The organism is Pseudomonas sp. Sample_10 (assembly GCF_004321495.1).
Classification (GTDB): Bacteria; Pseudomonadota; Gammaproteobacteria; order Pseudomonadales; family Pseudomonadaceae; genus Aquipseudomonas.
Genome location: NZ_RCOE01000189.1, coordinates 18700 through 29807, shown reverse-complemented (window position 1 = coordinate 29807; position 11108 = coordinate 18700). Strand labels below are relative to the sequence as shown.

Sequence of the window (11108 nt, the reverse complement as noted above, 5' to 3'; positions counted from 1 at the left end):
GTCGCGCTGCCGATCAGCTCCGCTCGATCCGCATTACCCGCAACTACACCAAACATGCCGAGGGATCTGTACTGGTCGAGTTCGGTGATACCAAGGTCATCTGCACCGTCAGCGTCGAAAACGGCGTGCCGCGCTTTCTCAAGGGCCAGGGCCAGGGTTGGCTGACCGCCGAGTACGGCATGCTGCCACGCGCCACCGGCGAGCGTAACCAGCGTGAGGCGAGCCGCGGCAAGCAAGGCGGCCGTACCCTGGAAATCCAGCGCTTGATCGGGCGTTCCCTGCGTGCTGCGCTGGACATGTCCAAGCTGGGCGACGTCACCCTTTACGTTGACTGCGATGTGATCCAGGCCGATGGCGGTACTCGCACCGCGTCCATCACCGGCGCCATGGTCGCCCTGGTCGATGCCTTGAAAGTGATCAAGAAGCGCGGCGGCCTCAAAGGCGGCGACCCGCTCAAGCAAATGATCGGTGCGGTGTCGGTCGGCATGTACCAGGGCGAGCCAGTGCTCGACCTTGATTACCTGGAAGATTCGGCGGCAGAGACCGACCTGAACGTGGTGATGACCAGCACTGGCGGGTTCATCGAAGTTCAGGGCACTGCCGAAGGCGCACCGTTCCAGCCGGAAGAATTGAATGCCATGCTGGAACTGGCAAAGAAAGGCATGAACGAGATTTTCGATCTGCAAAAGGCTGCGCTGGCAGACTGATCGGACCGAAGTACACAAGGAGGACGCCATGAGTGAAGAACAACAGCTGCTTCCCACCCCGAGCAAAGAAGTTCGGCAGTGGGCAATGTTTTGTCACTTGTCTGCCTTGTTGGGGATCTGGATTCCGTTCGGTACCCTGATCGGCCCGTTGATTCTCTGGCAGATGAAGCGTGAGATGGACCCGTTCGTCGATGCGCAAGGCAAGGAGGCGCTGAACTTTCAGATCACCGTCGCCATTGCTTCTGCCATTTGTTTCCTGCTGATGGTGGTGATTGTCGGGTTCTTCCTGTTCGGTCTGGTGGCGATAGGTGCGTTGGTACTGACGATTATCGCCGGGGTCAAGGCTAACGAAGGGTTTCCGTATCGGTATCCGTTTACGTGGCGGTTGATCAAGTAAGCCTCTAGATGCTGTTAGCGAAATGCCCCGACTTGTCGGGGCATTTGCGTTTTTATTATCAAGTTACTTGTTTTTGTAATCTGCGCTTACTTCTTTACATGTTTGGTCACAACTGCAAGACATCAGCTCTTCCCGCATCCTTGGCAGTAAGAGTTTACGATTGTTAAAGTTGTCGCACGAAATACCTCTAGGAAATATTTCGATATATTCAGGCCATTGACGGATCCTGAAAGTAAAAGCAATCAGCGTTGAAAACAATCAACCTGTTCAATAGGCGTGTCCAGGTAAACAGTTCGCCTCTGAATGAAAATCCAAGATTATCCCAATGGTTCAACTCGATTTTTATGGAACACTTGTCGCCGCTTCCTTGGTTCTTTTGCTGGGGCGCGGGCTCGTCACACGTGTCGGCTTTTTGCGCGCTTACAATATTCCTGAGCCTGTAGCAGGCGGCTTATTGGTAGCCTTGGTTCTTTTGGTATTACGATCGCTCGATATGGAAGTCCGATTTGATACCTCGCTACAAACGCCATTGATGTTGGCGTTTTTCGCCACGATCGGGTTGAGTGCAGACTTCGCCAGCCTGAAAAAAGGCGGACGCATAGTGGGAATGTTTGTATTGGCGGTCACCGGCTTGCTGGTGGTGCAGAACGCCATGGGCATTGGATTGGCAACGGCTTTGGGGCTCGATCCCCTGATGGGGCTGCTGACAGGCTCGGTGACGCTGGCGGGTGGTCACGGTACCGGGGCTGCATGGGGGGCGACGTTCAGTGAGAAGTACGGTCTGGCTTCCGCCTCTGAACTTGCGATGGCCTCTGCGACGTTTGGCTTGGTGCTGGGCGGTTTGATTGGTGGGCCGGTCGCTCGCCTGCTCATCAAACGGACTCAGGTGCCCGGCTGCCGCGAGCAAGACAAGCCGCGGATGCCAAAAGGCTTCGAGCAACCGAACAAAGAACGCTCAATCACCCCGTTTTCCTTCATTGAAACACTCGCACTGATCGCGGTCAGCTTACTCGCGGGCAATCTCCTCAATGGCATGCTCCGCGAAACCGCATTTGAGTTGCCGACGTTCGTCTGCGTATTGTTTGTGGGTGTACTTTTACGAAACGGGCTTTCAGCGTTGGGCTTGTACCAGGTGTTCGAGCGCGAAGTCTCTGTGTTGGGGAATGTCAGTTTGTCGCTGTTCCTGGCGATCGCGCTGATGTCACTCAAGTTGTGGGATCTGGCGGCACTGGCCTTGCCGTTCTTTATAATTCTGGCCGCGCAAACGATGGTCATGGCGCTATTTGCGATATTCGTAACATTCAGAATCATGGGCAGTAATTACGACGCGGCCGTGCTGGCGGCAGGGCATTGCGGCTTTGGATTGGGTGCAACACCAACTGCCATCGCCAACATGCAGGCCGTGACACAGCGCTATGGACCTTCGCAAATAGCGTTTCTGGTTGTGCCGATGGTGGGGGCTTTCTTTATCGACATTATCAATGTCATCGTGATCAAGTTGTATCTAGTGCTGCCGTTTTTCGGCGCTGCTTGAAGTACCGGTCACTGAGGACCGCCATAAAAAATGCCCGTATCCTGCGATACGGGCATTTTTTTTATCTTCGAACAACGTCGAATTTCATTGTCAGCGACAAGTGTTTAGATCGTCAGCGTCCAATCGTAGTCCACGATCAGCGGCGCATGCTGCGAGAACCGTGGCTGGCGCGGCAAGCGTGCGCTGCGTACGAAGCGGCGCAGACCCGGGGTCAGCAGCTGGTAATCGAAGCGCCAGCCGAGGTTGAGCATTTCGGCCTGTTCGTTGTCTGGCCACCAGCTGTACTGGTCACCTTCACGGCTGACTTCGCGCAGGGCATCGACATACCCCATATTGCCGACAATCTCGTCCATCCAGGCCCGTTCAGGCGCCAGGAAGCCCGGAGATTGCTGGCTGTCGCGCCAGTTCTTGATGTCCAGCTTCTGTTGCGCCACATACAGCGAGCCACAATAAATGTACTCGCGGCGTTTGCGCCGTTGCTTGTCCAGGTACTTGGCGAAGTCATCCATAAGCTTGAACTTCTGGTTCAAGTCTTCATCGCCGTTCATGCCCGATGGCAGCAACAAGGTTGCAATACTGACTTTGTCGAAATCGGCTTGCAGGTAGCGCCCGTAGCGGTCGGCCGTCTCGAAACCGAGACCGCTGATGACAGCCTTCGGTTGCAACCGCGAGTACAAAGCCACGCCACCTTGGGCGGGGACTTCGGCGTCGCAGGCATAAAGGAAGTATCCATCCAGTTGGAAGGCTGGATCGTCCAGTTCAAAGGCGGAGGCACGGGTGTCCTGCAGGCAGATGACGTCGGCATTCTGTGCTTGCAGCCAACTGAGCAAACCTCGCTCGACTGCAGCCTGAATACCATTGACGTTCACACTGATGATCCGCATAAATGGCCCCAAAAATCGCGTGCGTGTATGATACACGGCGTCAAGCTAATTAGCTAAATCCGTGGTATTTGGGGTTTTTTTCATGCAAGCGTATCAGCGCGATTTCATTCGTTTTGCCATCGATCGCGGCGTTTTGCGCTTCGGTGAGTTCACCCTGAAGTCCGGGCGTACCAGTCCTTACTTCTTCAATGCGGGCCTGTTCAATTCAGGTTCGGCCCTGGCGCAGCTGGGTCGTTTCTACGCCGCTGCCATCGCCGAAAGCGGTATTGCGTTCGATGTTCTGTTCGGTCCTGCCTACAAAGGCATCCCTTTGGCGGCGACCACGGCCGTGGCATTGGCCGAGCATCACAACCGTGACCTGCCATGGTGTTTCAACCGCAAGGAAGCCAAGGCCCACGGCGAGGGCGGCAGCCTGGTCGGCGCGCCTTTGACCGGCGATGTGCTGATCATCGACGACGTGATCACCGCCGGCACCGCTATCCGCGAAGTGATGCAGATCATCGCTTCCCAGGACGGCGCCAAGGCAGCTGGCGTGCTGATTGCCCTGAACCGTCAAGAACGTGGCAATGGTGAGTTGTCGGCGATCCAGGAAGTCGAGCGTGATTTCGGTATCCCGGTGATCAGCATTGTCTCGTTGAACCAGGTGCTGGAGTTCCTGGCCGATGATCCGCAGCTCAAGCAGCATTTGCCGGCGGTTGAAGCCTACCGCGCGCAGTTCGGCGTCTGACCACAATCCCCCTGTGGGAGCGAGCCTGTGTGGCGAGGGAGCTTGCTCCCGCTGGGCTGCGTAGCAGACCCAAAAAGTTTGTGAGTGCTGCGCACTCAAGCGGGAGCAAGCTCCCTCGCCACAAAAAGTGGATTGTCGCAGGGATTGCAGGCAGAAAAAGACCCCGCTCAGCCAGGCTGAGTGGGGTCTTTTGTTTTGAGTCGTCAGCGCAGTTTTCGCCATTTTCCGACCAGTTTTAATGCCAACCCCAGGTTGAACAGCGCAAACACCAGCAGTGCCACGACGACTAACACGTAAAGCGTTCGGTCCACGTTGAAATCCCATAGATCCAGCGTGCTGCTTCTCATGATCCTCACGGCGGCTGGCAAGTTGACGTAAAACAGCGCCATGAAGGCGCACGTCAGCGGTACGGCGCGGCTAAACAAAACCCCCAGCACTTTCCCCCGGCTGCGTTTTCTGGCCAACGGGCCTGACTCTTTGTCATCCAGTTCCAGCGCCTCATGCAACCGTGGCCAAGCCAGGTTGAACATGAATGTGGTCAGGGTCAGCAGCAAGCCGCTGACCGCGACAATGTCACTGAACGGCATTGAGCCTCAGGGTTTGGCACAACAAAGCGTGGGAGTCTTCGCTGATTTCGAACTGCCCGGCACTGCCCTTGCGTTTGGTAATGGGTTTGAAGGTCGGCTCGTTTTGTGTGATCAGCATGTTCAGCTCATCGCGAATCACGTCTGAACTGATCACCACCAGATAAACCGTCTGCGCATGCTCGGCCGTTTCGATCACTGATCGCATGCTGTGCTGGAGGATCTCGTCCAGTTGATTGCGAAACCGTGAAACCGTGTTTTTCAACAGGGTTTTACTCTGGCTCTGCGTCAGTTGGAAAATCGTCGATATCTGCGATTCAGTGGGCAACGTTTGCCCAAAGTAACTTTGAATCAGGTAGAGCAATCGATCCTGCTTGGCCTCATCGGCCCTGCTGGGCATGCCGCCTTCGACCAGCATCTTCAGGTATTCGGTCAGGCTCGCCTTGGCTATTCGCTCCAGGGCATGGGCGATTTCGCCGTCGGAAATCCTCAAGGTCTTTTTCACCGGCTCCTTCTGCTCGAGGTTGAAAGCCTGGGCATCGATCGTGAACGAGATCTGCATGGTTCAGACCTCCGTGATTACTTGGCAGGCTCGTTTGGGTACGGATCTGCCACGGCATCACCTTGGCCAGTCAGGATGTTCCAGCCATTGAGTACGTGGGTCCCTGGTTGGAAGTCCGGGCACGGTGGAAGAGAAGTCTTTGATTGATTGCTGTATTCGCGCCCGCAATCTGCGCATGCGTAGGTGCCTGCTGAAACGTCGCTGCCGTAGGGAACGTAGTCTTTTTGCATGGGGAAGATCTCCTGTGGATTCAGGGAAGATCGTATGCAGATTGTTTCTTTTGGGATGTCGGACGTTTCGCTTATTTGCGTCGGGCAATTCCTGTAGGCATAAAAAAGATCGCAGACTTGTTCAACTCCTACGGAAGTTTCGTACATCCGAAACCATCCAGTTGGAGCTGCCGCAGGCTGCGATCTTTTTCGTCTTTATTGATCAGGGACGCTTGCGATTGCTGATCAGGGTGCCCACGCCGGTATCAGTGAAGATTTCCAGCAGAATCGCGTTCGGTACGCGCCCATCGATGATCAGCGAGCTGCCCACGCCGCCCTGGACGGCTTCCAGTGCGCAACGGATCTTCGGCAGCATGCCGCCGTAGATGGTGCCATCGGCGATCAGATCGTCGACCTGTTGGGTGGTCAGGCCGGTCAGGACCGTCCCCGACTTGTCCATCAGGCCGGCGATGTTGGTCAGCAGCATCAACTTCTCGGCTTTCAGCGCTTCGGCGACTTTACCGGCCACCAGGTCTGCGTTGATGTTGTACGACTCACCGTTGGCGCCGACGCCGATTGGCGCGATCACCGGGATGAAATCGCCCTTGACCAGCAGGTTGAGCAGGTCGGTATTGATGCCGACGACTTCGCCCACATGGCCGATGTCGATGATTTCCGGCGTGGTCATTTCCGGGGTCTGGCGGGTGACGGTGAGCTTCTTCGCACGAATCAGCTCGGCGTCTTTACCGGTCAGGCCGATGGCGCTGCCGCCATGTCGGTTGATCAGATTGACGATGTCCTTGTTGACCTGGCCGCCCAGGACCATTTCCACCACGTCCATGGTCGCGGCGTCGGTGACGCGCATGCCGTCGACGAAATGGCTTTCGATCGACAGGCGCTTGAGCAGATCACCGATCTGCGGGCCGCCACCGTGCACGACCACCGGGTTGATGCCCACGGCTTTCATCAGCACGATGTCGCGGGCGAAGCCGGTTTTCAGCTCCTCGCTTTCCATCGCGTTGCCGCCGTATTTGATCACCAGCGTCTTGCCGACATAGCGGCGAATGTAAGGCAGCGCTTCGGACAGGACCTTGGCGGTGTTGGCGGCGGCTTCGCGTTCGAGGGTCATTCAGGGCTCCGGGTGCTTCAGAAGATCAAAACGGTAATTGGAGATCAGGTGCAACGCGTTTCAGCTGGACGTGGAACACATCCTTGATGCGCTGCAATTCAGCCTCGTCATCGGCCTCGAAGCGCAGCACCAGCACCGGTGTGGTGTTGGAGGCGCGAACCAGGCCCCAGCCTTTGGCATAGTCGACTCGCACGCCGTCAATGGTGGTCAGGTCGGCGCCTTCACCCCATTGCGCATCGTGCAGTGCATCAATGATGCTGAATTTGCTCTCTTCGGTCACATGGATATTGATTTCAGGCGTAGAAATATCGTTCGGGAACGTCGCGAACAGCTCTTCGGCCGAGGATTTTTCCTTGCTGAGAATTTCCAGCAAGCGCGCAGCGCTGTAAATGCCGTCGTCGAAACCGAACCAGCGCTCCTTGAAGAAGATGTGCCCGCTCATTTCGCCGGCCAACAGGGCACCGGATTGTTTCATTTTCTTTTTGATCAACGAGTGACCAGTCTTCCACATTAGCGAACGACCGCCATATTCCTTGATCAGCGGGATCAGGCGGCGGGTGCATTTGACGTCGAAGATGATTTCAGCGCCCGGGTTGCGCGCTACGACGTCGCGGGCGAACAGCATCAGCAGGCGGTCCGGGTAGACGATGCTGCCGGTGTTGGTTACCACGCCGACACGGTCGCCATCGCCATCGAAGGCCAGGCCGATGTCAGCATTGGTTTGCTTGACCTTGGCGATCAGGTCTTCAAGGTTTTCAGGCTTGCCCGGATCCGGGTGGTGGTTCGGGAAGTTGCCGTCGACTTCGCAGAACAGCGGGATGACTTCGCAGTTCAGCGCTTCGATCAGTTGCGGGGCAATCACGCCTGCCGCGCCGTTGCCGCAATCGACCACCACTTTCAGGCGTCGAGCCAGTTTGATGTCCTGGACAATTTCGGTGCTGTAGCGATCGAGAATTTCGACTTTGCTGATGCTGCCTTGCCCGCTGCTCAGGTTATTGGTCTTGAGGCGCTCATGCAGGGCCTGGATCTGTTCGTTGGCCAGGGTGTCGCCGGCAATGACGATTTTGAAACCGTTGTAGTTCGACGGGTTGTGGCTGCCGGTCAGCATCACGCCGGATTTGCCGGCCAGCACGTTGGCGGCGTAGTACAACGCAGGGGTTGGCACCAGGCCGACATCGCTGACGTGGCAGCCGCTGTCGGCGATGCCTTGAATCAATCTTTCCACCAGTTCCGGGCCTGACAGGCGACCATCACGGCCAACGGATACATTGGGCTCGCCCTGCGCAAGGCTTTGGGAGCCGACAGCGCGGCCAATCCAGTAGGCGGTCTCGGCGTTCAGGAACTCCGGGACAGTGCCACGGATGTCATAGGCGCGGAAGATGCTGTCAGGGAACTTGGGTGCAATATTGGCCGGGGTGTTCATCTGTGGAAATGCTCCATCTCGAAAGTGACTGGACAGGCCGCCGAATCACAGGGCGGCCGGCTCAAACTGAAGGGTATGACGGCGATTTCCACAGAGAGTTCGTGGTGTGAAAGGGCCATGACGCCTCGACGGGCGTGGCTTTCGGCCGGCAAAACCTTGATTTACGGTGTTAAAACCGCCGCAGTATGTCGAGATTTTTGTGGCGAGGGAGCTTGCTCCCGCTTGGGTGCGCAGCGCCCATGAAATCTTTTGGGCCGCTACGCAGCCCAGCGGGAGCAAGCTCCCTCGCCACAATGTCTTTATCCGGTTACTTGGTGCCGCTATGGCCGAAACCACCCGTGCCGCGCTCGGTTTCAACAAATTCTTCAACCATCTCGAAGTGAGCCTGCACAACGGGTACCAGCACCAATTGCGCCAGGCGCTCGCCAACCGGCATGGTGAATTCGGTCTGGCCGCGGTTCCAGCAGGAAACCATCAGCGGTCCCTGGTAATCGGAGTCGATCAGGCCGACCAGATTGCCCAGCACGATGCCGTGCTTATGGCCCATGCCCGAACGCGGCAGGATCAGCGCCGCCAGGTTCGGGTCACCGATATAGACCGACAGACCGGTAGGGATCAGCACGGTTTCACCTGGTTTGATGACGGTGTCCTGCTCCAGCATGGCGCGCAGGTCGAGGCCGGCGGAGCCTGGCGTGGCGTACTGTGGCAACGGGAATTCGGTGCCGATGCGGGGGTCGAGGATCTTGGCTTGCAAAGCGTGCATGTAAATTAAACCTGGTTCAGACGTTCGGCGATAAAAGTGATCAGCTGGCGAGCAATCTTGCTCTTGCTGGTCTGGGCGAAAAGTGTGGCGTGAAGCTCACGGTCGATCACGCTGCAGGCGTTTTCTTCGCTGTTGAAGCCAATGCTCGGGTTGGCGACGTCGTTGGCGACGATCAGATCGAGGTTCTTGTCTTTCAGCTTGCGGGCAGCGTAATCGAGCAGGTGTTCGGTTTCAGCGGCGAAACCGACACTGAACGGACGGTCGGGGCGGGTGGCGATGCTGGCCAGGATGTCCGGGTTGCGCACCATTTGCAGGACAAAACCGTCGCCGCTCGTAGGGTCTTTCTTGAGTTTTTGTGGGGCGACGACTTCCGGGCGGTAATCCGCGACCGCAGCCGAGGCGATGAAAACGTCACAAGGAATCGCGGCTTCGCACGCAGCGAGCATGTCGCGGGCACTCACCACATCGATGCGGCTGACGCGATCCGGTGTCGGCAGGTGCACCGGGCCACTGATCAGCGTGACTCGGGCACCGGCTTCTACCGCGGCTTCGGCCAGGGCGAAGCCCATTTTGCCGGAGCTGTGGTTAGTGATGTAGCGCACCGGATCAATGTTTTCCTGGGTCGGCCCCGCGGTAATCACCACGTGTTTGCCGGTCAGCGCCTGACGCTGGAAGCAGTCGGCGGCGAGCAGGGCGAGGTCGGTGGCTTCGAGCATGCGCCCAAGACCCACGTCGCCGCAGGCCTGGCTACCGGAGGCCGGGCCGAACACCTTGATGTCACGGCTTTCGAGGGTCTGCAGGTTGGCCTGGGTGGCAGGGTCGCGCCACATGGCCTGGTTCATCGCCGGCGCAACGGCGACAACGGCGTCGGTGGCCAGTACCAGCGTGGTCAGCAGGTCATCGGCGATGCCTTGGGCCAGACGGGCGAGCAAATCCGCTGTGGCAGGCGCGATCAGTACCAAGTCGGCCCATTTGGCCAGTTCGATGTGGCCCATGGCCGCTTCGGCTGCCGGGTCCAGCAGGTCGAGGTGCACAGGATGCCCGGACAGAGCCTGCATGGTCAGCGGGGTTATGAACTCGGCGCCGCCACGGGTCATGACCACGCGGACTTCGGCACCCTGGTCCATCAACCGGCGAACCAGGTCGGCGCTCTTGTAGGCAGCGATGCCGCCGCCGACGCCCAGAACAATGCGTTTCCGATACAGCCGCTGCATAGGCCTGCCTTTCAATTCGTTGATGACTGCGTGGCGATACCCCCTCCCCAGGAGTGAAATCGCTCGCAAAAAAGATGGGCTACGATATCACAGCGTCCGCTACGGAACAGCGGCGCCCACAGACAGGGAGGTGTTATGAGTATTCGTGATTGGCCGGCGGCGGAACGGCCACGGGAGAGGTTGCTTGAACAAGGTTCAGGAAGCCTGTCGGACGCCGAATTGCTGGCAATTTTCTTACGGACGGGCGTAGTGGGTAAAAGCGCCGTGGACCTGGCGCGGCATTTGTTGAACGAGTTTGGCAGCCTGCGTTCGTTGCTGGAGGCCGATCAGGAAACGTTCAGCAAGCAGTTGGGGCTCGGGCCGGCGAAGTTTGCACAATTGCAGGCTGCTCAAGAAATGAGCAGGCGTCATTTGGCCGAGCGTGCGCGTCAAAAGTCGGCACTGGAAAATCCGCATGCGGTTCGTGAGTACCTGAAATCGATGTTGCGTCATGAGCCACATGAGGTGTTTGGTTGTCTGTTTCTCGATTCCAGGCATCAGGTATTGACGTTCGAGACGCTGTTTCGCGGCTCCATCGACAACACCAGTGTTCATCCGCGAGAGGTGGTCAAGCGCGCTTTGGCCAATAACGCAGCGGCGTTGATCCTCTGCCACAACCACCCGTCGGGCAACTCCGACCCCAGCCAAGCCGACCGGGTGCTGACCAAGCGCCTGCAAACGGCGCTTGAGCTGATCGATGTGCGGGTGCTCGACCATTTCATCATCGGTGACGGTGATCCGCTGTCCATGGCCGAGTACGGGTGGATGTAGCGGGGCGCCGAGAGCGAGCTTTTTTGTGGCGAGGGAGCTTGCTCCCGCCTGGATGCGCAGCGTTCACAAGATCTTTGGGGCCGCTACGCAGCCCAGCGGGAGCAAGCTCCCTCGCCACAAAGCTCCCTCCCACAAAAACTCCCTCGCCACAAAAGCCACTGCCAC

General features: G+C 57.8%; 12 protein-coding genes and 1 pseudogene. 5 read left to right on the top strand and 8 right to left on the bottom strand.

The window, feature by feature from the left end:
* The 3 genes from rph to gltS all read left to right on the top strand — a co-directional run.
* Positions 1-707 (top strand): ribonuclease PH (gene rph, locus D8U18_RS18850; RefSeq protein ID WP_131108159.1); only part of this gene is annotated, 707 nt, incomplete at its 5' end.
* Positions 708-735: 28 nt separating this feature from the next.
* On the top strand, positions 736-1104 hold the full coding sequence (locus D8U18_RS18845) for a DUF4870 domain-containing protein (RefSeq protein WP_056854168.1): 369 nt from the start codon (positions 736-738) through the stop codon (positions 1102-1104).
* A gap of 325 nt (positions 1105-1429) precedes the next feature.
* A complete protein-coding gene (gene gltS / locus D8U18_RS18840; protein WP_131108158.1) occupies positions 1430-2638 on the top strand; it encodes a sodium/glutamate symporter in 1209 nt (402 codons plus the stop codon).
* Positions 2639-2742: 104 nt separating this feature from the next.
* Here gltS and D8U18_RS18835 read toward each other — a convergent pair whose 3' ends face one another.
* Entirely contained in the window at positions 2743-3522 is a 780-nt protein-coding gene (locus tag D8U18_RS18835) for an exodeoxyribonuclease III (RefSeq protein ID WP_053163881.1), read from the bottom strand.
* A gap of 82 nt (positions 3523-3604) precedes the next feature.
* Between D8U18_RS18835 and pyrE the strand changes: the two genes are divergently transcribed.
* Positions 3605-4249: an orotate phosphoribosyltransferase gene (pyrE, locus tag D8U18_RS18830; RefSeq protein WP_008047079.1), complete on the top strand. Its 645-nt coding sequence runs from the start codon at positions 3605-3607 to the stop codon at positions 4247-4249.
* A gap of 203 nt (positions 4250-4452) precedes the next feature.
* Here the strand turns inward: pyrE and D8U18_RS18825 are convergent, their stop codons facing one another.
* From D8U18_RS18825 to coaBC, 7 genes and pseudogenes are all read right to left on the bottom strand, one after another.
* Positions 4453-4836, bottom strand: coding sequence for a hypothetical protein (locus D8U18_RS18825; protein ID WP_130903800.1), 384 nt, complete (start codon positions 4834-4836; stop codon positions 4453-4455).
* Entirely contained in the window at positions 4823-5395 is a 573-nt protein-coding gene (locus D8U18_RS18820) for a hypothetical protein (protein ID WP_056854165.1), read from the bottom strand. The genes D8U18_RS18825 and D8U18_RS18820 overlap by 14 nt, the downstream gene beginning before the upstream one ends.
* Before the next feature lie 17 nt (positions 5396-5412).
* Positions 5413-5625, bottom strand: coding sequence for a hypothetical protein (locus D8U18_RS18815; RefSeq protein ID WP_056854164.1), 213 nt, complete (start codon positions 5623-5625; stop codon positions 5413-5415).
* A 202-nt stretch (positions 5626-5827) separates the two neighbouring features.
* Positions 5828-6733, bottom strand: a complete 906-nt coding sequence (argB, locus tag D8U18_RS18810) for an acetylglutamate kinase (protein ID WP_008047078.1) — start codon at positions 6731-6733, stop codon at positions 5828-5830.
* Between the two features lie 25 nt (positions 6734-6758).
* Positions 6759-8117 (bottom strand): annotated as a pseudogene (locus D8U18_RS18805) (phosphomannomutase/phosphoglucomutase); the annotation flags it as partial.
* Positions 8118-8463: 346 nt separating this feature from the next.
* Complete coding sequence (gene dut / locus D8U18_RS18800) at positions 8464-8919, bottom strand: dUTP diphosphatase (protein WP_056854162.1); 456 nt, start codon at positions 8917-8919, stop codon at positions 8464-8466.
* Positions 8920-8924: 5 nt separating this feature from the next.
* A complete protein-coding gene (coaBC, locus tag D8U18_RS18795; protein WP_056854161.1) occupies positions 8925-10133 on the bottom strand; it encodes a bifunctional phosphopantothenoylcysteine decarboxylase/phosphopantothenate--cysteine ligase CoaBC in 1209 nt (402 codons plus the stop codon).
* A 135-nt stretch (positions 10134-10268) separates the two neighbouring features.
* On the opposite strand from coaBC, the gene radC reads away from it, so the two are divergent.
* Positions 10269-10943: a DNA repair protein RadC gene (gene radC, locus D8U18_RS18790; protein ID WP_056854160.1), complete on the top strand. Its 675-nt coding sequence runs from the start codon at positions 10269-10271 to the stop codon at positions 10941-10943.
* Positions 10944-11108 lie beyond the last annotated feature (165 nt).

Bases quoted from the DNA above. Each gene is read 5' to 3' on its own strand.
- D8U18_RS18845 (WP_056854168.1), top strand. From the start codon at position 736: ATGAGTGAAGAACAACAGCTGCTTCCCACCCCGAGCAAAGAAGTTCGG.
- gltS (WP_131108158.1), top strand. From the start codon at position 1,430: ATGGTTCAACTCGATTTTTATGGAACACTTGTCGCCGCTTCCTTGGTT.
- D8U18_RS18835 (WP_053163881.1), bottom strand. From the start codon at position 3,522: ATGCGGATCATCAGTGTGAACGTCAATGGTATTCAGGCTGCAGTCGAG.
- pyrE (WP_008047079.1), top strand. From the start codon at position 3,605: ATGCAAGCGTATCAGCGCGATTTCATTCGTTTTGCCATCGATCGCGGC.
- D8U18_RS18825 (WP_130903800.1), bottom strand. From the start codon at position 4,836: ATGCCGTTCAGTGACATTGTCGCGGTCAGCGGCTTGCTGCTGACCCTG.
- D8U18_RS18820 (WP_056854165.1), bottom strand. From the start codon at position 5,395: ATGCAGATCTCGTTCACGATCGATGCCCAGGCTTTCAACCTCGAGCAG.
- D8U18_RS18815 (WP_056854164.1), bottom strand. From the start codon at position 5,625: ATGCAAAAAGACTACGTTCCCTACGGCAGCGACGTTTCAGCAGGCACC.
- argB (WP_008047078.1), bottom strand. From the start codon at position 6,733: ATGACCCTCGAACGCGAAGCCGCCGCCAACACCGCCAAGGTCCTGTCC.
- dut (WP_056854162.1), bottom strand. From the start codon at position 8,919: ATGCACGCTTTGCAAGCCAAGATCCTCGACCCCCGCATCGGCACCGAA.
- coaBC (WP_056854161.1), bottom strand. From the start codon at position 10,133: ATGCAGCGGCTGTATCGGAAACGCATTGTTCTGGGCGTCGGCGGCGGC.
- radC (WP_056854160.1), top strand. From the start codon at position 10,269: ATGAGTATTCGTGATTGGCCGGCGGCGGAACGGCCACGGGAGAGGTTG.